17 protein-coding genes and 1 pseudogene are annotated in these 21,516 nt (G+C 57.0%); 10 read left to right on the forward strand and 8 right to left on the reverse strand.

The genetic code is table 11. From position 1 onward, the window contains the following. Positions 1-78: 78 nt before the first annotated feature. Positions 79-1,232 (forward strand): IS3 family transposase gene (locus BLR31_RS20490; RefSeq protein ID WP_425287290.1). Its coding sequence is split into 2 segments (ribosomal slippage): positions 79-355 and positions 355-1,232, totalling 1,155 coding nucleotides; the frame shifts between segments, so codons are not numbered across the junction. A gap of 425 nt (positions 1,233-1,657) precedes the next feature. On the opposite strand, the gene BLR31_RS20495 is transcribed toward BLR31_RS20490, so the two are convergent. Then, positions 1,658-2,032: a response regulator gene (locus tag BLR31_RS20495; protein WP_090600163.1), complete on the reverse strand. Its 375-nt coding sequence runs from the start codon at positions 2,030-2,032 to the stop codon at positions 1,658-1,660. Between the two features lie 920 nt (positions 2,033-2,952). On the opposite strand from BLR31_RS20495, the gene BLR31_RS20505 reads away from it, so the two are divergent. From BLR31_RS20505 to BLR31_RS21930, 6 genes and pseudogenes are all read left to right on the forward strand, one after another. Further along, entirely contained in the window at positions 2,953-5,640 is a 2,688-nt protein-coding gene (locus BLR31_RS20505) for an outer membrane protein assembly factor BamB family protein (RefSeq protein ID WP_244505177.1), read from the forward strand. A gap of 42 nt (positions 5,641-5,682) precedes the next feature. Beyond that, a pseudogene (locus tag BLR31_RS20510) lies at positions 5,683-5,898 on the forward strand (Clp protease/crotonase-like domain-containing protein); the annotation flags it as partial. A 342-nt stretch (positions 5,899-6,240) separates the two neighbouring features. Continuing rightward, positions 6,241-6,525: a hypothetical protein gene (locus BLR31_RS20520; protein WP_210183963.1), complete on the forward strand. Its 285-nt coding sequence runs from the start codon at positions 6,241-6,243 to the stop codon at positions 6,523-6,525. 97 nt (positions 6,526-6,622) lie between these two features. Next, positions 6,623-6,901 carry a type II toxin-antitoxin system RelE/ParE family toxin gene (locus BLR31_RS20525; RefSeq protein WP_090600170.1) on the forward strand — a complete coding sequence of 93 codons (279 nt, stop codon included), beginning with the start codon at positions 6,623-6,625 and terminating at the stop codon, positions 6,899-6,901. A gap of 10 nt (positions 6,902-6,911) precedes the next feature. Next, positions 6,912-7,199, forward strand: a complete 288-nt coding sequence (locus BLR31_RS20530) for a HigA family addiction module antitoxin (protein WP_090600174.1) — start codon at positions 6,912-6,914, stop codon at positions 7,197-7,199. A 228-nt stretch (positions 7,200-7,427) separates the two neighbouring features. Continuing rightward, the gene (locus BLR31_RS21930; RefSeq protein ID WP_210183964.1) at positions 7,428-7,661 is read left to right on the forward strand and encodes a hypothetical protein; all 234 of its coding nucleotides are present in this window, start codon (positions 7,428-7,430) and stop codon (positions 7,659-7,661) included. A gap of 516 nt (positions 7,662-8,177) precedes the next feature. Here the strand turns inward: BLR31_RS21930 and BLR31_RS20540 are convergent. The 4 genes from BLR31_RS20540 to BLR31_RS20560 form a co-directional block, all read right to left on the reverse strand. Beyond that, the gene (locus BLR31_RS20540) at positions 8,178-9,089 is read right to left on the reverse strand and encodes an arginase family protein (RefSeq protein WP_090600177.1); all 912 of its coding nucleotides are present in this window, start codon (positions 9,087-9,089) and stop codon (positions 8,178-8,180) included. 752 nt (positions 9,090-9,841) lie between these two features. Further along, positions 9,842-10,357: a ferritin-like domain-containing protein gene (locus BLR31_RS20545; RefSeq protein WP_090600181.1), complete on the reverse strand. Its 516-nt coding sequence runs from the start codon at positions 10,355-10,357 to the stop codon at positions 9,842-9,844. Between the two features lie 782 nt (positions 10,358-11,139). Continuing rightward, positions 11,140-11,370 carry an FGGY-family carbohydrate kinase gene (locus BLR31_RS20550; RefSeq protein WP_090600184.1) on the reverse strand — a complete coding sequence of 77 codons (231 nt, stop codon included), beginning with the start codon at positions 11,368-11,370 and terminating at the stop codon, positions 11,140-11,142. Positions 11,371-11,725: 355 nt separating this feature from the next. Beyond that, positions 11,726-12,915 (reverse strand): IS3 family transposase gene (locus BLR31_RS20560; protein ID WP_090600192.1). Its coding sequence is split into 2 segments (ribosomal slippage): positions 11,726-12,657 and positions 12,657-12,915, totalling 1,191 coding nucleotides; the frame shifts between segments, so codons are not numbered across the junction. 70 nt (positions 12,916-12,985) lie between these two features. Here BLR31_RS20560 and BLR31_RS20565 point away from each other — a divergent pair. Continuing rightward, complete coding sequence (locus BLR31_RS20565; RefSeq protein ID WP_090600196.1) at positions 12,986-13,909, forward strand: GGDEF domain-containing protein; 924 nt, start codon at positions 12,986-12,988, stop codon at positions 13,907-13,909. Between the two features lie 1,631 nt (positions 13,910-15,540). Here the strand turns inward: BLR31_RS20565 and BLR31_RS20575 are convergent. Beyond that, positions 15,541-17,757, reverse strand: a complete 2,217-nt coding sequence (locus tag BLR31_RS20575) for a putative bifunctional diguanylate cyclase/phosphodiesterase (protein ID WP_176762793.1) — start codon at positions 17,755-17,757, stop codon at positions 15,541-15,543. A gap of 662 nt (positions 17,758-18,419) precedes the next feature. On the opposite strand from BLR31_RS20575, the gene BLR31_RS20580 reads away from it, so the two are divergent. Beyond that, positions 18,420-18,920: a superoxide dismutase family protein gene (locus tag BLR31_RS20580; protein WP_090600207.1), complete on the forward strand. Its 501-nt coding sequence runs from the start codon at positions 18,420-18,422 to the stop codon at positions 18,918-18,920. Between the two features lie 502 nt (positions 18,921-19,422). Here BLR31_RS20580 and BLR31_RS20590 read toward each other — a convergent pair. Beyond that, a complete protein-coding gene (locus BLR31_RS20590; protein ID WP_090600215.1) occupies positions 19,423-19,779 on the reverse strand; it encodes a hypothetical protein in 357 nt (118 codons plus the stop codon). A gap of 164 nt (positions 19,780-19,943) precedes the next feature. Here BLR31_RS20590 and BLR31_RS21875 point away from each other — a divergent pair, with 164 nt between their 5' ends. Then, entirely contained in the window at positions 19,944-20,096 is a 153-nt protein-coding gene (locus tag BLR31_RS21875; protein ID WP_176762794.1) for a hypothetical protein, read from the forward strand. A gap of 1,147 nt (positions 20,097-21,243) precedes the next feature. Here BLR31_RS21875 and BLR31_RS20595 read toward each other — a convergent pair. Next, positions 21,244-21,516 (reverse strand): transposase domain-containing protein (locus BLR31_RS20595; RefSeq protein ID WP_143009480.1); only part of this gene is annotated, 273 nt, incomplete at its 5' end.

A 21,516-nucleotide genomic window follows, 5' to 3' on the forward strand; every position in this document is an offset into this window, starting at 1 on the left:
TGAGCTACTCCCCGAAAATAGGGCACTGACGTAAGCTACAAATTGTTGTCTGCTGGTCTTCGACGATGGAGATCAGAGATGTCGAAACGCAAGCAGCATTCGCCCGAGTTCAAGGCGAAGGTCGCCCTGGAAGCATTGAAGGGCGAAGAGACGGTATCGGAATTGGCGAGCCGGTTCGGAATCCACCCCACGATGATCCACCAATGGAAACGGGCGTTGCTCGAAGGGGCATCGGGTGTGTTCGAACGTGGCGGGCGCAAAAAGCCTGAGATTGACGATGAACAGGTCAAGGATCTGCACGCCAAGATCGGAGAGCTGGCCGTCGCCAACGATTTTTTGTCCAGAAAGCTCAAGCCCTGGGGCGGGAAGTGAGACGGGGGATGATCGAACCTGCTCACCCCGTGCTCTCGATTGGCAAGCAGTGCACGCTGCTGTCGATCGCGCGTTCCTCGTTCTACTACACGCCGAAAGGCGAGACTGAGATCAACCTCGCCCTGATGCGCAGGATCGACGAGCAATTCCTGGAGACCCCCTTCTTCGGAGTCCGGCAGATGACCTGGCACCTACGCAATGAAGCTCACCTGATAAATGAGAAGCGCGTGCGTCGGCTGATGCGGCTCATGGGTCTGATGCCGATTTACCAGAAGCCAAACACCTCGAGACCGGCCAAGGGGCACAAGATCTGGCCCTATCTTCTGAAGGGGTTGAGGGTGGAGCGCCCCAACCAGGCCTGGGCTGCGGATATCACGTATTTGCCGATGCGCCGGGGCTTTCTCTACCTGGTGGCCATCATGGACTGGCACACCCGCAAGGTGCTGGCATGGCGCATCTCGAACACGCTGGAGGCCGACTTTTGCATTGAGGCGTTGAATGAGGCTGTTCACAAGTTCGGCCCACCCGAGATCATGAATACCGATCAGGGCAGCCAGTTCACGTCATTTGCCTGGACCGATCGGTTGCGACGAATGGGAGTGCGCATCTCCATGGATGGCAAGGGCCGGTTCCTCGACAACATCTTCGTCGAGCGGCTCTGGCGCACCCTCAAATACGAATGCGTTTATCTGCACGCTTGGGAAACCGGATCACAGGCTCGCGCCGGCGTCCGCGACTGGATGGAATTCTACAATCACCGACGCCCCCATTCCGCCCTTGGCGGCAAACCGCCTGCCGTGATCTATAGGCAGCGCATTGAGCAAAACCAACCCGACCAGCAGGTGCAACGAGTAGCTTAAATTACGCCGAAATCTGTCCAGCGATTGGGGAGTAGCTCACTTTCCAAGCTTGTTGAGGGTCTTCGCGATTTTCATGAAAAGGCAGTGAAAGGCGTTGTTATGAGCATCGACATCGATGATGTAGGCCTCGCTACTAATACGGCTATGCCGCTTGGTCTCATCGTCAATGAGTTTGTTACCAACGGCTTCAAATATGCCTCGACGGTGGCAACGTGATATCGTCATCAACGGATTGAGAAGGCCACCTTCTTCTATACCTTGCCGACAACGGCATGGGTCTCCGGAAAACGTACGACGCGAGCGACAAAGGCACAGGCATGCAGCTGATCGAAGGACTGGGTCGGCATTTTGGTGGAGGGCCGCGATTTACGTCATCGGGTGCCGGAACAGCCTTGGAAATGAAGTTTCCCGACAGCTGACCATCGTCAGGCAGCGACACCCATTTCGTTCAACGCGGAGTTGATGACGATTGGATCAGCTGGTTTGGAAAAAAAGCGAGCGCCACTCGGCAGCTCTGCGGCTGAGACGGAATGGTGTCCCGACACTACGATAAGGCGGCACGGGGGCCATTTGTCAAACACGGCGTGCGCCAGTGCGAGGCCGTTCATTGAGCCCGGCATGTCGATATCGGTAATGACGGCCCGAATGTCCGGATGCTTTTCGAGCAGCTCAATGGCCGCGTCGGCACTGGAGGCCTCCAAAACGCCAAAACCAGCGCTCCTCAAGCTCATAGCGAGATCGATAAGGATCAAAATTTCGTCTTCGACGACCAGGATGGTCGTGCTTTCGGCTGCGTTCATGCAGTATCTCATTCGCCAAGCTACGTGTGCGTTTAGCACAAAACAGTTAAGCTCCCAATATGTTCACCTTAGCCGTCCAAGTCGATGTGAGGAACAAGAATTGGATGCACCTTGAGCGGCCGCGCAAAATCGGTGAACGGCAGCGTCGTCGATTGCGCCAATGTTCAATTTTGGAGCGGCTAATTTAGGATAAAACGTATCTGGACATCATGATGGTAGGCGACATTGAACGCAACCGGGCTGTGATGCCACCGGCGATAATCCGCCGCTACACTAATCATCCTCGGCCGACCGTCTTTGGGCCGGCCTCGCCCCGCCGGCTTCTTTTTAGGGCATAAACTGCTTCTTGCGCTCCATGTCGTTGCCTCGCCCGCCTTCTTTCGAGCAGGATATTCACTTTGAGTATGCTGGTTTGATCATCCGCGCGGTGATCGGCATCGGCAGGTCCTACGCACATCACCGTGTATCGACAATGGGTTCTATGGCGCACGATCCGTGAGTGCGTCGGCGCTTTGTTGCGCAGCACAATGCGCACGGCAGTATATGACGTCGTTGTGTTCAACCCCCATGTCCGATCACACGCACATCGCAATGTGGACGGAGCGAGCTTCTGGATCGCGAATTCAAAGCTGTCGAAGGTTAAGTCTCTTCACCGATCTTCACCTCGAGGGGCTTGTCATAACCATTTCCGCATTGATCACACTTTGCCATCGCTGTTTCTCCAATCTGGATTGACAACTTCTTTGCTTGGCAGAGTGTTCCATATCGAAGACGACACTCTGGACTCCACGATGAACCGAAATACGCAGCAGCTCTAATCCCCTTTCCTCTCGAGCGAGCGAAACGGTGTCGAAATTCGATGGAACCCTGCCCCGCTGTGTCCCTTATGGGTTCAGAGATATTGTTGGAGGAATGAGGGCATGACAGACCGAAGCAGGAAGCGGGGCATCGGCTTCTGGATTGCCATGGTGGCCGCGGCGATCATTCTGATTTTCGGGCTGCCTATATTCGCTGGCGGCATCTGGCTCGCTGCACTAGGGGGCTCCTGGTATTACATCTTTGCCGGTCTAGGCCTGTTGTTGACCGCATTCTTCCTGTTTCGGCGCTCCATGTTCGCCGTCTGGATTTATCTTGCGACTTTCGCAGGCACTGTCGCTTGGGCGCTGTGGGAAGTCGGGCTTGAGAGTTGGGCTCAGATCCCACGTCTCGTCGCCCCGACCGTCGTTCTGGTCCTTGTTCTGGCGCTTATTCCGATCCTGCGTGGCCGATTGGCCACCCAGCGCGGCACGGCAGCCGCCGCGATTGGCGGAGTGTTTGCATTGGTTGGATCAATAGCGATCCTCAATGTGAGCCACGACAGCATCGCTCTAGCGCAGGAGGAAACCCCCGCCGAAGACGCTCAGGAGGCCCTGCCTGACGATGCTGGAGAAGCGCCGGTTGGCGTAGCTCCGAGAACCGAAACTCCCGCTGAAGGGACATCCACAACCGACCAACCACCTGCCGCTCAAGAACCCGCGGCCGAGCCGCCGGCTCAGTCTACTGACACGCAGCAAGCTCCCGCGGCTGAGGAAACCGCCCCCCGGCCAACGCCTTCGGATCAACCAGACGAACCTGCCGAAGCAGCAGAGACAAGTCCCACCGGTGTTGCCTTGCGCCCCGCTATGGAGATGCCCCAGACTGGCTCGGATTGGCCTGCCTATGGCGGCACCCATCATGGCACACGCTATTCGCCCCTGGACCAGATCACGCCGCAGAATGTTTCTCAGCTGGAACGTGCCTGGGAGTACGAGACCGGCGTCATGCCGCCCGAAGACGCCGGCGAGAGCCAGCGCTGGTCGCCCGAAAACACTCCCCTCAAGATCGATGATGATCTCTACGTCTGTACCCCGACCAACGTCGTCATTTCGGTCGACGCTCGTTCAGGACTTGAGGAATGGCGTTACGATCCCGGCGTCGCCCCCGAAATTCTCTCGATCGGTGCCTGCCGTGGCGTCGCCTATTTCGAAGATCCAGCAGCCGAGCCCGACGCGTTTTGCGCCCGCCGCATCATCTCGGGCACCGAAGACGGACGCCTCTTTGCGCTCGACGCTGATCTGGGCGAGCTCTGCCCCGATTTCGGGGCCAACGGACAAATTGATCTCGAGGACGGGCTTGGCAACACAGTGCCGGGCTGGATCGGGGTCACCTCAGCACCCACCATCATTCGCGGCATCGTCGTTGTCGGCTACAATGTCAACGACAACGAAGCCGAAGACGCCCCCTCCGGCGTCGTTCGTGGCTATGATGCTGTGACAGGCGAACTTGTCTGGGCATGGGACCTTGGTAACCCCGACAGCCGCACGGCGCCCCCCGAAGGGGAAGTCTATACGCGCGGCACGCCCAATATGTGGACGATCGCCGCAGCCGACGAGGAACTCGGCTTCGTCTATCTCCCGCTCGGCAATTCAGCTGTCGATTATTACGGCTCTAACCGCTCCGAACTGGAGAACGACTACGCCACCTCAATCGTCGCCGTCGATGTTACCACGGGCGATGATGTCTGGCACTTTCAGACCGTCTACAACGACGTCTGGGACTACGATTTAGGCAGCCAGCCCGCCCTCATCGACTTCCCGACTAACAACGGCACCGTCCCGGCGTTGATCCTCTCGTCCAAGCAGGGCGAAATCTATATCCTCAATCGCGAAACCGGAGACTCTCTTTTTGAGGTCGAGGAACGCGAAGTCCCACAGGAGGGCGGGGTCGAACCTGACTATCTCTCGCCGGTGCAACCTTTTTCAACCTATCACTCCCTTGCCATGGATCCGATCGAGGAAAAGGACATGTGGGGCATGACCCCGCTCGACCAGCTCTGGTGCCGCATTCAGTTCCGAGATTCGAACTATCAGGCCATCTACACGCCGCCTTCGACAGATAATTGGTACGTCCAGTACCCTGGCTATAATGGCGGGCAGGATTGGGGCGCCATGGCAGTCGATCAGGAGCGCGGTATCCTCATTGCCAATTACAACGACGTGCCCAATCGCTTGCGTCTTATCCCACGGACCGAGGCAGACGAGCGCGACATGAGCACCGCGATCTTTGACGATGGCGTCGGCGGTGATCCTCAGATTGGTGCGCCTTATGCCATCGAGATCGATGTCGGCTGGCGCTCTGACTTCACCAAACTCATGTGCAAGCAGCCTCCCTATGGCGGTATCCGCGCCATTGATCTGGCGACCGGGGAAACGCTGTGGGACCAGCCTTTAGGCTCTGCCCGCGCCAACGGACCCTTCAACATCCCGACCTTCCTGCCCTTTACCATCGGCACCCCCAACAATGGCGGCCCGATCGTCACCGCAAGCGGATTGATCTTCGTTGCTGCCACAACCGACAACATGATCCGGGCCTTCGACATCGAAACCGGCGAGGAACTTTGGAGCGACGTGCTTCCGGCCGGCGGCCAAGCGACGCCAATCGTCTATGAGTTCGACGATGTGCAATATCTGGTCATGATGGCCGGTGGCCACACACCCATGGAAACCGATTTAGGCGACCACGTCATTGCCTGGACCCTTCCTGGCGGTTCGGATGTCGGAGAGGGCACGGGAGATTCGGATGCGCCGTAGTTAAGGTCTGAGGCCCCCGCGGCAGCTGCGACATCCGACGATTTGACTTGTGGTCTTCAAGAGGCCGCCAAACGCGACGCAGCGTTGGTCATTCTGCAGATGGACACATCTGGCGGTCTCGATACGTCCATGCGCGATATCATCCGCGCGCTACTGGCCTCCTCCGTTCCTTTGGCCAGTTTCCTCGCGCCGAGCGGTGCGCCTGCCCCAAGCGCCGGCACGTATATCCTCTATACGAGCCATATCTCCGCTATGGCCGATCAACCGGAACTGTGAGTGTTGCCAGTTAAGCGGTTTTGGGCCGCGTGTTCCTCTCATCGAACGACACAATGCACCCTTTTCTGATCGCGGACGTGGCGACAAGATCGGCCAGTTCCCTATCGGATAGAGTGCACTTCGGAACGATCGTGCGAATGGCGGTAATCGCGTGCCGCGTCGAAACCTGGCTTCGCGGCGAATTTTGTCGCTCAACATAGCTCTCAATGATGTCCTTAACTGCGCGAGCCTGGATTATGGTCATGATAGGTCTCCCTTGCGGGAAGGATAGTAGGCATTTGACGAGAACGGAACTTTCACATGCGTTGCATTTTGGGTAGAATCTTGAACAGCGTCAAACGTCCTTCTTCAGAGCCGATTGCTCCAGGGGAATCCGAATGTGCCATACGATCGACCCGGAAAACGGGTGATCTGTTCGAAGCCGCGACCGTGTCGCCGGTTGCGATCACCAAACCCCGCAAGCCGCGCTACGTCATCATGTCGATGGAGCGCTACGAGAGCCTGACCCACGGCCAGGACACGCGGCGCGCGTTCCGCCTCGACGACCTCGATGACCGTGACGCCGACAAGCTCATCGCGGACCGGCAAAACAGCATCGACAATGACTGATCCAGCGCCCAGCCGTGGCTATGTGTAGGGAAGCCTATTCCCTCGCGCTCTCGTCCCGTCAAAATTGACAACGTAACGATACGCGATACAGTTGGTCATGATCGTAAGTTTTCGGCATAAGGGCCTTCGCGCATTTTACGAAACAGGTACGACGCAGGGCATTCAGGCTGCACATGCTCGCAAATTGGGGATGATCCTCGCTCTGCTCGACGCAGCGGCTGATCCCCAAGACCTCGATCTGCCGGCCTTGCGCCTCCATCCACTGAAAGGGGATTTGAAGGGGCATTGGTTGGTTTGGGTCAACGGAAACTGGCGCGTCACCTTCCGATTCGACGGAAATGATGCCGAGGTTGTCGATTATCAGGATTATCAATGAGGACCGAACCATGATCCATATCCATCCCCATCCGGGCGAAACGCTCAGGGAAATGGTGTTCGAGCCGCTTGATCTTTCGGTTACCGAAGCCGCCTCGCGGTTGGCGCTTTCGCGAGTTTCGCTTTCGCGCGTACTCAACGGTAAGGCCGGCATCAGTCCTGATCTGGCCTTGCGACTTGAAAAAGCTGGTGCCAGCACGGCCCGTTTCTGGATCAACCTTCAGGCCAATTACGATCTGTGGGTGGCCATGCAGCACGAGCAACCGGGAATTAAGCGTCTTCACGATAAGGCAGCGTAGCGCGGATGAGTACATTCAACCGATCGGCCGCTCTGCCGCGGCTCGCTTACCCAGCCGGTTCAGGCCTTCATGATCGAAGCCTTTAAGGAAACGGGGTTATGGCAACTCGTCCCGTCCGGATGAGATGACGGAATAAGACATTGACCATCTTGCGGGTGATCTGGTCGCGCTTCTCGATCATACGGATATCAGGATGCGACCTTTGTCGGCCATGACTGCGGCGCCTCGGTGGTCTGGCGGCTGACCCTGCTGCATCCGAGCCGGGACAACAAGGTGATCAATCTGAGCTTGCACTATCAGGAGCGCGGCGCAATGCCATGGATCGAGTTCCTGGAGATGGTTTTGGGCAGCGACTATTACTTCGTGCAATTTAACCGGAAGCCGGGCGTGGCCGACGCGGTCCTTTTCCTGCGCAACCTCTACCGCAAAAACCTGCCAATCCAGGCGCCGAGCGGGGCATGACCATGATCAACCTCGCCCGAGCGGAAACGCCACTCGGAGAGCCGGTGATGAGCGATAGCGACCTAGCCGTCTACGTCGCGGCTTTCGAAAGGTCCGGGTTTACAGGCGGCATCACCGAAACCTTGATCGCAACTTGCACCTGCTGGGGGAAGTGGACCCAATCATCCATCAGCCCACGCTAATGATCTATGGCGACCGGGACGTGATACCGAAATCTGAAAGATTGGCGGACTTTGTGGCCCATGTGGAGGGGGTCAGCCTCGATTGTGGCCATTGGATCCAGGAGGAAAAGCCGGAGGATACCAACCAGGTAATCCTAAACTGGCTGGCGCAGAAGAGTGCCACCTGATTCCTGCACCTATTTAAGAACACTTCACCCCAAGCTTGGCCAGGGGTGGAGTGAGCCACCAAAGTTAGTGGACTGTGACAAGAAAAATAAGCCACAAAACTCACGACTGCTTGCTTCGCAAAGACTCAAACCCGCCCGCCCGTTACCCACCTATCGCGGTCAGCTATCTAGCGCTGACGAACAATGGCACCGATTGTGTTGACGAGAATACGCGAAGCGGTGAGAGCCGACAGTCCGTCGAGATCGGCCGGCGGCAATAACTCAACCAGGTCCATGCCGATGATGCGTCCTCGGGTCGTAGCTCCGGCAATCAGATCAATTGTCTGTGTGTAGCTTAGACCACCAGGCGTTCGCGCGGCCACGCCGGGCATGATGCTGGGATCGAGCGCATCACAGTCTAAAGTTATGATGATCTGAGCCCCTTCTGGAAGGTGGGACAAAGCTGCTCCAACGCCTTTGTTATGGATTTCGCGGGCAGTGATGTTCTTGCTACCGAAGGTCAACGCCACGTCGAGCTCGGCCTTCCCCGCGCTGCCCACGCTCCTGATACCCACCTGCACAATGCCCGCAACATGAGGCATTTCGCTCGCTCGCCGCATCGGGCTGGAGAAGCCGTACCGTTCGCCATGTAGTTCATCACGCCAGTCAATATGGGCATCGATTTGGAGAATCCAGATCGGGCCATGTTCTGCAAAGGCCGCGATAAAGGGGATGGGCACCGAATCGTCGCCTCCCATGAGAATCGGGATAGCGTCATGGGCAAGGATTTCTCGCGTCCTTTGCTCGATCCGGGCGCGGTTGCCGATGCCGTCACCCATCACGGTTTCAATGGTGCCCCAGTCTGCACACGCAATCGGGTCGCCATCAAACAAGGGGCCGCCAAGGTCGAAATCCCAATGCGTAACTAAGGCCGCATCCTCCTGGCTTGCGGCTCGGATGGCTTCCGCTGCCATCGCATGCCCGCTGCTGTCCTGTTCAGGATAGGTGGAGCAATGGCCAACACCGATTATTACCACTCGACGTTGATCTTGCTGTTGGAGGTGGCTCGGAAGATTGAGAAAAGTCGTCGGTGGTGCCATTGAGGCTCGCGCTCGCTTGATGTCGATGACAGCTTAGCTCTGTTTCGCAATTAATGCCGACCGTTTTCTTGCCACATTGTCTTAGTCAATGAATGGTGGCTCACCGGTAGCGAGAATGTCGCAATACTAAAATGGCTTGTGAGCGATATCTGCAGAGCGTCCTCAAATCGACGCCGCTGTCAGTTTGCGCCGCCACAGCCTCGCCCTTCGGTCGCAGCAAATTGCCGACGCGCTACTTGAACTACCGGTCTAACCCTATCGGACGGGTGATGCACCTAAAAGCTGTGTCAAAGCGGCACCACCAGATGTTGTCTGGTTCATGAGCGCTTGTATTTCCATTTCCCGAATTTCCGAGTAACGGGAGCCTAGCCCCTCTACCGTAAATGCTGAGGTAAAGCGATGGCGTCGAAATCCTCACTCAGCTTTCATAGAGCGTCTCGCATTTCCGGGCCGGCCACCGGCCTTTGCCAACGAGGGTTCGTACTGTGCCAATTTCGCGACCGTTGTCTTGGCAGACGGCGAGTCGGGCGTGAAGTAGCGGGGCGGGCCGAGCTTCTCTAGATGTTGAGTAGCAACCTCATCAATGAGAACCCAGCTCCCTGCTCCAGTCGGTCGACGAAAACGACATTGACATTATCGCACGAAAGTAAGCTAGATCCGGCGCCAATTCATGAAGGCCCCTCCAAGGTCCACTTGAGGTGCAAGGGCGTTGTCAGAAAGTTCAATTAAATAACCATTCCGTTCTTGAGCCGCTAGCGCTTCGCCTGCTGGTCTGCCTTTTGCAAAACAAGGTATTGGTCCGTCACCAAACCTATATGCTCGTCGATCCACTGAGCCATCCGTTCTTCTTCATCGAGGGTCTGGCGCAGCAGGGCGGATGCATCTCCAAGAGCCAACCGATCACCGATTTGGATGAGCGACTTGTAGGCGGCGATCTCATAATGCTCAAAGGCGTAGTTCGCGAAGGTGTCCTTGAGCACCTCATCGCCTGCGGCGGCATGGCTTAATGCAGCCATGGCACCTCCCACCGATAGAATCATATCCTTAAACCCTGAATGACTTTCGTCGACCTGATCGAAGATTGTCTCCAGTCGTTGAATCTGTTGCTCTGTCTCCGAAATGTGCTGTTCGATCCGCGCTTTCATATCAGGATAACTTTCTATCCGACTTGCCTGAGGCTTTAGAATTGAAAGCGCTTGCTTTTCCATCGCGTGAGCGTTCTTGAGGCCGGTAGTGAATAGGGAAAGGGCTTGGTCGCTGGGAGTCATTTTGCTGCTCCATCGAAAAAATAAAGGCCGATGGTAACGGAGCCGACATCCATAGGTTGCGAACGGTCGTCAGCCTGAAACCCTTGGGGCAAAAATCGAGCCTCGCTCTAACATAAGTTTTGCAAAAGAGATGAAGCTCAGCCAATTGTCTAGCGGATGTTAGACAATGCGAATGATCTTCCGCGTCCGGTCTTGTTGTCGCGCGTACTAACGCCGTTCGAGTCTCATTGCTGATTATTACTCAGACGGGTTTATCAGGCGGTGTCAGTGTCGCGAGGAAAGTGCTGCACCCGCCGCGGGAACGTGTTTTAGTCCTTGCCGCGAACCACAAGCGCGCAAGTTCGCCATGCGAACACCTTGGGTCGGTCAAGTGTGGCGCTGATTTCTATTGTTTGCTGCATAGGTGCTCAAGTAAGGGGCGAGATCGAAAACGCGCATGTCCTTTGCCTGCATAGCTAGGCGTGCACACCTGCGATCGTGCCGACGCGCGCCTGGCGTCCTGAAGGATTGAGCTGGACGGCTTCGTCATCAGTCGAGCGGGCCTGCAGTCCCAAAAGGTTCACGACTAAAGCCAGATGTTCTTGACCCGTTGGATGCTTCGCGGCTGATGACTTCAGCGCCCTCGCTGCGCTCGGTGTCGTTGCGCGCAATCTTGAGAAACCGGCGCGGCTGTTCGTCTCCATCCGCCAAAGAACGGACGGAACCGTTGGCCCAGAACTCGCCGCCGTCTTGCGTAAATGCCCGCGCTCGTCTTCGCCATGACCCGTCCGGCCGCGGTCAGTTCACGCTCGGGAACGCCATCGGCGATCTTGGAAGATTGGCGAAGAAAGAAAGCCCTGACGCTGCGCCGTTACGCGAACATCGGGTGTCGCTGGATGTATAGCAGTCAGCCGGTCCAGAGCGGCCCCCGCGGCTGACTGCCCTCCGTCGTTCAACCAGGTGCCGGGTACCATGGCGTTGTTGTAGAGGCCCCAAACGCCGGGCAGCTGCACGGGATCATTTTTCATTGTCATCGTGGATGACGACGTACCGATACACAAGCCAGATTTTCGGTGATCTTACCAACGGCTCCACCGTGCCGATGCCTCCAGCGTGAGCGTCGAACGAACGCGTCTAGTAACGAGGCAAAGCCACGCATTGTCGATAACGTCGAGGTAATGGCGCTGTTTCCAATCGGCGATATGGTACAGAGTAAGAGAGCGCTTTGACTTCACTTCAAATCCGGGGTGCTTCTTAACCGCAGAGAAACCTTCCTTCATTACCTCCCGGTAGGTCATCTTGGCTAGAGTAAGGTGGCCATGGACAACTTTTCGCTCTTTGCGGCAAACGCCGTCGTTTCGCTTGTTTCCGTGACGTTGCCCCCAACTTCTATCCAGCCTGAAGGAGACTCGGGCGGTTGGTTTGGCCGATTTGGCCGGGGTGAGCGACGGGGGCTGGCGCGGAGCTGGTCATTGAGCGGAGCGGCAGATCCCGTCGCGGGTTGAAGGTGTCGGCGTATTCGGCAGGCGTCATCCAACCCAACCGCGAGTGCGGCCGGTGCAGATTATAATCGTCGCGCCAGGACGCCACGGTTGCCCGCACGTGAGCAAGCGATGGGAAGAGCGTCTCATTGAGCAGTTCGTCCCGCAGCCGGCCGTTGAAGCTCTCGATGAAGGCATTCTGGATCGGCTTGCCTGGGGCAATGTAGTGCCAGTCGATCCCCATCCGGTCAGCGAAGCCCAGGATGGCATTGGAGGTGAACTCAGTCCCATTGTCGCTGACGATCATCTTGGGGCGTCCTCGAGTAGCCATCAGCGTCTCCAGCTCTCTGGCAACGCGCAGGCCAGACAGCGAGGTGTCGGCAACCAGGGTCAGGCATTCGCGTGTGCAGTCATCGACCACCGTCAGCACCCGGAAGCGCCGACCGTCCGTCATCTGGTCGGAGACGAAGTCCAGGGACCACCGATCGTTGGGCGCCATTGGGGTCAGCATCGGTGCCCTGGTGCCCATGGCACGTTTGCGGCCGCCTCGACGTCGCACCATAAGCTTCTCCTCGCGGTAGATCCGGAACAGGCGCTTATGATTGACCTGATACCCTTCCCGCCGTAGCAGGACGTGCAGCCGCCGATAGCCGAACCGTCGCCGCTCGTGGGCAATGGCCTTCATCCGATCACGCAGCATGATGTCATCGGTCCGAAGCGCCTGGTAGCGCATGGTCATCCGACAACATCCCAATACTCGGCACGCCCGCCGCTCGCTCATCCCATAGGCAGTCTGGAGATGGGCGACAGCATCCCGCTCGGCGGCGGGCGCTACCATTTTTTTCCAAGAAGATCTTTCAGAGCGGCATTATCGAGCATGCTGTCGGCCAGCAGCTTCTTGAGCCGGGCGTTCTCGTCCTCCAGAGCCTTCAGTCGCCGGGCCTCACTGACGTCCATGCCGCCATACTTGGCCTTCCACTTGTAGATGCTGGCATTGCTGACGCCGTGCTTGCGGCAAAGATCGGCAACCGGGACCCCGGCCTCCTGCTCCTTCAAGATCGCAATGATCTGCTCTTCGGTGAACCTGCTTCGCTTCATCTCTGGTCCTTCTGATGGGGCCAGAGCCTACTTCAAACTGGATTAGGCGCAGGGGGCAACGTCACTCGGCATGAGCCTGCGCTGCTATGGAGCGAGGCAATTTGAATGCCGGCCCCCAAAAACCGCGATCCTCTGGGCCCCAACAGCGGCCTTCATTACAGCGTGTTCCATTCCATTCATTTCCGGCACTTATGCAACTGTCTACACGATCGTCAACGTCATGCTCACTGCACTGACGCTAGCGACCGCCATACAACATTGGCCTGGAAGCGGCAAAAAAACCCTTTCCCGCTGGGGCCTCATTGGCGTGCATATCCTTTTGGCCGCATCGTTTGCGGTTCGTGCGGGCCAAGGGTTGCTAGCAGCACAAGAGTTCGGCCGCGGATTGCCCGATGACCTTCTCCTCGCTATCCACTTGATAGTCGCGCTATTCTTTCTCACGGCTTCAGGAGCGCTTTCCCTATCGTTGGCATACGAAAAGAATGCGACCCGACTTTTCCATCTCGCAACTCGCGATGCGCTAACCGGACTCCTCACACGACGGGCTCTCGAAGACAAAGTGCGTGAAATCGCAGCCCTTGGCGAATTTCGCCCCTATGCTGTTCTTATTTTTGACCTGGATCACTTTAAACAGGTTAACGATCTTTACGGACACGCCGCTGGCGACGCCACTCTGAAAGCGTGTGCGGACATTTTCACTGAGGTCTTGGGCAAAAAACAAATTATCGCTCGATGGGGAGGTGAGGAGTTTATCGCCATTGTGGAAACCAACTCGCCTGTCGAAGCACACGCCCTCGCGGAGCGTTCCCGAATGAGGATCAAGAAAGCCTCGATTGTATACTTGCATCACCGCATAAATCTGTCGGTAAGCATTGGCATCTGCCATTCGACCCGTTGCGATAGCGATTTCAAAGAGATGCTTTTGAAAGCTGACTCGGCCCTCTATAAGGCGAAGGCAAAGGGTAGAAATCGGACCGAGGCCGCAGCAGCGTGAATTGCCTAGCGCAGCGATGTCTCATTGGACATCGGTCCTTTGCGAGAAAAAAGTTCAAGCGACGCGCGCGGTTAGGACCGTAGCGGGGACCCTTGGGCAAACTAGCCACATTAAAACTTGAAGCTGAGAAGTCTAAAGACAACAGGAGGGCATCCGGTCCATCTGGGCGGTGGACCCCGCCCGCCAAGTCGGCTGGACCAACGGCCTGGCACGTCTTCCTCGCCCTCCGCAAGGTGTCGGATCACTGGTCTTCTTATTGCGAACGCTGACGACCCACAGGTGCTAGCGGCGCTGCACCTTTACGCCAAGCGAACACTGCCAAATTTGTAACGGAGCTCCCGATTAAGGGTCCGAAAGAGCCTGTTGTATTTCGCTACTCAACCGGCTCATGGATAGAAATAGCTCAGGCGTGTTGCGAACGCTATTGAGAATGGAGACCCGGTTCCAGATTGATATAGCCGGCGTCTGACCGGGCCGGATAAAGAGACCGCCCTTTAAGGGGTAGACACGCGGGTGCTCAATGCCGTTGATGCTATGGACTAACCCAGTGGTGGGCGGCCCGCATTTCGGACAAACCCATCGCGGCTCCGACTATGTCGTCGATTTTCTGCTTATCGGGGCGCCGTACCTGCTCGGCTTGACGAACGGCGGACTAGCATCTGGTGCCTGTCATCCTGGGCGCAGGCAGTATCGATTACAGTCAGCACTTGGTGGGCTTTTATATCGCCATGGCCATCCCCCGCATTTCGCAATCGACGCCTCGCCGGCCTCTTGCTCTTGTCGCTCCTAAGTTGTTCGGATTTATCAACAGCGTTAGTGGTGACCTCACCTGTCGAAGGCATCGCCAAACTTAGAGTAACGGCGATGAGCTGGGGCAGCGTCTGCCGCCGACCGTACCTAAAACTGCGTGGCTTTCAAGGAGAGTTGGGCCATATTTTTAATCCAAAGCGGCACGCGTTGTGGCCTTCAAACTCGTAATTAGTCGCTCGTACTGAACGATCATCGCCCCTATTTCGCGCGCTCTGCTGGGATGTTCCTTGCCAAGCCTTAACAGACTCAGGGCCTCCTCAGTGAGAATCGCAATCGCTTCCTGATGCCTGCAGGATATAGTGCACATCCATTCCCATCCGCGTAGCAACATGAGCGCTTTACGGATTCTTTCGTCGACGAGGGCTTTTTTATGCATCGAGTCGCTCTCCTCATCACGAGATCGATGAAGTTGCAAGGCTCAGGTTATCGCCTACAAACCTAACAGCTGGTTACAGAGCCGCGCGAGCGGTAAACTTCGAAAAGCAAAATCTTTGTGCTATTAATCTAACTAAAGCGTAATTTGATTCCTGCACGCGGGAACTAGATTGCGTCGCCGGCACGGCTTGAACACGCTGCCCTCCCATCGTGAACTACCTCTGTTTTACGGCTGTCGTTCCATCGGTTCGTCCAGCCTTCGGCAGGAGGATCAAGCATAAAGGAAGTCACTAGTCTTCCATGGCTGCCCTCGATCCGACCTCGCTTTCGACGTGCTTTGGCGCTCTCGCCGCATGCGGACAACCTGTAAAGGCGGATGCTGAAAGCAGCACGGCCCCTTGAACCAGCAAAGAAACTTAATGGATGCAAATAGGACGATAGTGGTGTCACCCAATTCGTACCGGTGCGGACGGACTTGCCATCAATCTTCTACCGTAGGCGGCAGCCAGTTGCTGGTCGCTTATAGGCTTTGATAGCAGGTATCCCTGCAATTCGGCGCAGCCCATATCCATGAGTATGCGGCGTTGTTCCTGTGTCTCAACACCTTCGGCGGTAACGGTCATTTTCATCGCTCTTGCCAAGTCAATGATCGCTTGAACGATGCTGTTCACTTCCAAATCTATGCCCAATTTCGAAACGAAAGAACGATCGATCTTCAGCTTGTCGACACCATAGCTCCTAAGGTAGCTGATGGAAGAGTAGCCGGTGCCGAAATCGTCAAGAGCGACTGCAATTCCCAACGCGCGAAGCGATTTGATGGTTTCCCGAACGACCGGGGAATCTTGGAGCAAGACACCTTCTGTTACCTCGATCTGTAGCCGGTTCGGCTCCAATCCCATGTCCGACAGTATCGCCGAAATCTTTTGCGCCAAATGCCTGTCTCGAAACTGGACCGGGGAAACATTGACTGCCACCCAAGGAATATCATTTTTAACTGCAAAGGTTGCCGCCTCACGTAACGCCCAGTTGCCGAACCGTTCAATAAGCCCCCTCTCCTCGGCAAGGGTGATGAAAAACTCGGGGGATAGCGCGCCATGAACGGGGTGGTTCCAGCGAGCCAGCGCCTCAATACCTACCATCGTGTTGGTGTCCGATGAAAAAATGGGTTGATACGCCAGCGCAAGTCCAGTTCCGGTATTTATGGCTTCGCGCAAATCCTTTTCAATTGTGCGTCTGCGAGCAACGACTTCATCCATAGGACCAGCAAAAATCTCGTGTCGTCCTTTTCCGGCTGCCTTGGCCTCGTAGAGGGCGATGTCGGCCTTTCTCATTAGCGTCATCGTTGATACATCAGGCAGGACGCCGATGGCAGTTCCTATACTGGCACCGACGAGGGCTTCTTCACCATGAAGCAAAAAAGGGTCTTCAAAGAGCGAGAGGATGCGCTCGCCCAATATGCTAGCATCCGCCTCACCCGCCACGTCGATTTGTACGATCGCGAACTCGTCGCCCCCGATCCGCGCGACGGTGTCGACTTCTCGAACAGCTAACTGCAGACGCTTTGCTACTTGTTTTACAAGCTCGTCACCGCTCGGGTGACCGAGGGTGTCATTGACGTTCTTGAAACTGTCTAAATCGATGTAGTGGAGCGCTGTCTTTGTGTGTTTTCTACGGTCCGAAGCCAACGCGCGCTCTAAGCGGTCCTCGAAAAGCGCCCGGTTGGGGATGCCAGTCAATTGATCGTGGAAAGCGAGGTGTAGAGCTTCCGCCTCGCTCTGCTTAAGCTCATCTGACGTCTTTCGGAGCCTGGCAATGAGAAGGACAAAGCACAAGGTCGCTAAAATGAGCGCCAAGATGACAGCAGGCAGCGTGCGTGACAGCAACTGATGGGCAGGCCGTTCGCCCTGCCAAGCAAGGTATCCGATCGACTCACCAGAGGAACCAATGAGAGCCAGTGTGCTGGGCGTGGATGGAGCATCTGACGCCACGTTCAATTGCTGGAGACCGAATTTCTGTCCGATGGCGCTCAGCAAGTCCTCATCCAGCGCCTCGATGGAGACATGAACATATTCAGAGCCAGGGGCCTGTGCGACCTCCCCTGTTTCGGGAAGTATCGGCCGCACACTGATCAAACCAAATGATCCGTCGCTGAATTGCCGGAACTCGGCTTCACCTAAACCGTAGATCGCGTCAGTGGAGTCCTCCTGCCCTGCGGAACTCGCCTCCATGTGCTCGCGCAGCGTCTGCACCAGGGGGGCGACGACCGCCGCATCAGCTTGATACGCGCTGGCATCGGCCGCCTCACCATCACGTGCTGCACGAACCACAGTGTTATCGGGCGCAAGGATATACACCCGCTCGTGGTCATAGAACCACCCAAGCCATTCTACGAGATTTTCGGCTAGCCAATCTTGGTCATTTGCGCGCACCGCGATAACGGCTTCGTTCCAAACAGCGGAACTGTCTTGTTCTTTCGGCACGCGTGCCAATAGTTCGGCAATGCCGCCTTGGGCACGGGCAATTTGACGCGTATTTGCATGCTGGTCGATCTCTTCGGCGGCCCACCATCCCAATGAAATCGTCGATGTCAGCCAAGCGCTCGCCACTATGGCCGTCGCAATGAACGGGCTAAACAAGGTGCGCACAAGCCTGCTTTGGGTCATACGAAGGTCTCCACCGGCCGACATATTAAGTGGAAGTCCGTTAACAGGCCCTTCGAACCCCAGCGCAAATTTCCCCCAGACGCAGGGTTAGTTGTCCCATCTATAAAGGGCGCTTCGCTGTTGTGAGCTTGGGCTTAAGCTGACGGCTACGGCCACGTCAGCTCATCGTCTCGCAGGACAAAAAATTCCCTGCCCTCGCAGCACGAATCGTTGATTTCTCGTGCTAAACTCAGCTGCTGCCGGCAGCCGGTGATGCAGTCTTTATTGATAGCCGCAGCCCTTCGCTTGCGTGAGCTCTCGGGCAACAAGAATGGCGCCCAATGGTCGAGGGCGTCGGAATTCACAGGTCGGATAGACCTCAACTTATCCCCTGCCCGCTCATATCGCTCATGTTGCCTGTAGCCACAAATCAGGAAGAGCACATATGGGCATATATGAGTGGAAACTCCTGCTGCGGATTGCCGCGGCGGTGATCGAATATCTCATCGCGCGGAAATGAAGGACCGCTGACAATACTCAAACTGAAAATTGCCCTTTGGCACCTCGACGCTGAGGGCTCCGCAACTAGCCGCCGGGAACGGATGCCTCATCCACGGATTGACGATGTGCGAGGAGATTCAATCTGCATCGCGAATTACATCCCGAATTGGTGGAGAACTCCGATGAAATTTATATTGGCCGGAATCGCTGCGGGCGTTTTGCTCGCTGCACCAGCGTTGGCGCAAGATACCACAGCCACCTTTATTGATACATCCGGCGAAGAAAGTGGCACCGCCACACTCACGGCGACAACCAAAGGTGTGCTGATTGAAATCGAGGTTGGGGGACTACCCTCGGATCAGTGGGTAGCCTTCCATGTGCATGAAACGGGAAACTGTAACCATGAAACCGACCATGAATCCGCAGGTGACCACTTCAACCCCTCAACTGTCGAGCACGGGTATTTGACCGAGACCGGGCCACATGCCGGAGATATGCCTAACCAGTACGTGCCTGCGGATGGCGTGCTGCGCGCCCAAGTCCTCAATCCTTTTGTGATGCTTGATGACGGTGAAGCTAGTATTGTGGGGCGCGCACTGATGATTCATGCTGGGGCCGATGATTATTCCACCCAGCCATCGGGTGATGCTGGTGATCGATTGGCTTGCGCCGTGGTCGAATAGTATAACATGAGTTGAGCCCCGACGACGGGCGGGGCTCTTGCTCGTGCCTACAGACCTTTCTCGCCCCTCCGCACTTTTCGCCAGATCACGAGCGGATCACTGGAAACATTCACAACCCAGATGATCAGTTTCCGGCCAGAAATGCCAACCCGCCCGCCACGGCGTGGGCTGCGTTGTCTTGCAGGTCAAATTACGCGACCAGGCTCGGTGCCAATAAAGGGAACGAAGGCGCCCCACAGCAGCGCCAACAGCACCATTGCCACTCAAGCGTCGAAGACCGGGCTGCTCCGACGAGACCCGGCAGAACTGTGCGGCTTGAGGAAGGCGAAGGCGCGCCAGAAACGCACTCATTTTCTCAATTTTCCGAAAGCGTGCGCGTCTGCGTCGGCGATAACATTTGCGGACACGAGGGCCAGCGCCATCTCGTAAATGCCGGACGGTACGTCGCCGATAATCATCGAAAGCCCGAACCACCGGTTGAGGATCTGCTCGAGGTGCGCCGCTAGCCACCAGAAACTGAACGGCGCGTCGTTGACCCAGCGGACCCTGGATGTCGCAGACCAAACATGGGCCGATTTCGCCAGCGCGATGGCTCTCGGGCTTCGATGCGGGCAACGGCTTGCTCCGCGTCCGGCTTGTCGGCGCTATTGGTAGCGATGAGCTTCGCACGATAGGCATTAAGCATCAGCCCGGCCAATTGCTTCACGATGCCGCCGACGAGCCAGTCTAGGGTTTGGCGCATCAGGTCGGGAGGCCCAGTCACTTCACCAGCCAGTTCCAGCCTTCGGCCACCAGTGCGGCGCGTGAAGATCTGCGCGGCGGCTGGGAGGTCGGGATCATTGGCTAATAGATCGCCCATGCCCGGTGGAGAAGCCCGCGCGCAACAATAAGGGCCGCGACATAGCCTAGCCGACACGAATAAAGACGGTTGTGTTTTGAAGTTCTTAGACAGGATGAGGACGCCGTTCACGGCCAGCGCAGTAATAAAGAATAGCCGCCGCTACAGGAATGATCTCGTCAACAATGCGGGAAGCCTGCGGGCAAGATCAGGCCCTTGCTGACATCGCGTTGGATCGCTTCTTCGCACTGGTCGAGATCAACATGATCGCCGCCTTCTACGTGCGCGTCAGGCGGTCCGGATCATGCGGCGTTCGACGGGCGGTCGAGGCGGCGTGATTGTCCATGGCGGCGGCTCTCGGCGGGGCGGGAGAGGCCATCGGCTACGCTATGACCAAGGGCACTTGGATACGCTCACCGTCGGTCGCGCCAGCGAAGCGGGTCGCAACGGCATCCCTGTCAACGGTGTGCGTCCTGGTCTCATCGAAACCGAAATGGAGATCGCATCCGGGACCCCGAGCGTGCAAGACTCCTGAGCGCCAGGACCCCGATCGACCGGCCCGCTACAAGCGAGGAAATGGCCAGCGATAAACTATCTTTGGTCGCCGAGCGCCACTTACATCACCGGCGCTACCATCAACGGTAGCAGCGGCCGCTGAGTTTGCCGTGCGGGCGGCTTACCTGAACTGTTCGCACCCCGCGTCCGGTCCGACCCACCGATCAGCGCTAGCAGTTGTGCATAGCATGCCCTAACCGCCTGTTGCCAATCCGCGGCCAGCAGAACGCTGCCTTTCCGACCGCTTGGCATAGAGAGAACGTCCCGTGCTATCCCACCCATACGATCTTGACCCAGTCGGCGCGCTTGGCGCGAAGGACATAGAGGGCGCCATTGAACCGATCTGCACCAGCGTCACGCACGAGACCAGCAAGACCGCCTGGACCTTACGAAAGTCGACCGTTGGCTGGCGAGATGAACTTTTACCCCCGCAGGGATCATGCGGACCGCACAGCGCGGATCACGCGCCGTAGATGGTCCTCCCCGATATCGAAGCCGATTCGGAATTCCCGTTGGTCCGGCGCAAATTGAGATAGACGAGCGGACCCAAGGCGGTATCTATTCGTCCCAGCGTCACCAAGGACAGGTGCGAGCACCGCCGAGAGCACGTTGGCGAGTGAAGCGCCGCGCCCACAACTTTTGGTCAATTCTGGCTCACGAGAAGCGCCAACACACATCAAAGCACCACCTTCTCCCTGTTGGCGTCGGAGCCATTTTGCAAAACAATAGCCGGACGGTGCCTAAAAAGTTTTTGGAACGACGGTTAAGCTCATGGATCAAAAGCGAGTGCATCTCCTCGTGGCGCTTTTGCTCACTAATCTTTCGGGCGATCTTGGATATCGCCACGGCTGTTGCGACGTGGAGAGACGGTGAGCGATACGTCAACCCGCCTCACATATTTCCCGATTGTAAGCGCGAAGGCAGGACCGTTCAGCCTGCATAGTTCCAGGGCATGAGGGCGTCGATGTCGCTGTTGAGCCAGCCATTGGCGATGCGCTCGAGGGTCTGAGTGAGCCAGGCGTGAGGATCGACTCCGTTCATCTTGGCTGTGGTAAGCAGTGTCGCGATGGTTGCCCAGGAGCGACCGCCCCCGTCACTTCCGGCAAAGAGACTGTTCTTGCGCGTAATGGTCTGGGGTCTGATGGCGCGTTCGACGATGTTGGAGTCGATCTCGATACGACCGTCGACGAGGAAGCGTTCGAG

This window comes from Pelagibacterium luteolum (assembly GCF_900100665.1).
GTDB lineage: Bacteria > Pseudomonadota > Alphaproteobacteria > Rhizobiales > Devosiaceae > Pelagibacterium > Pelagibacterium luteolum.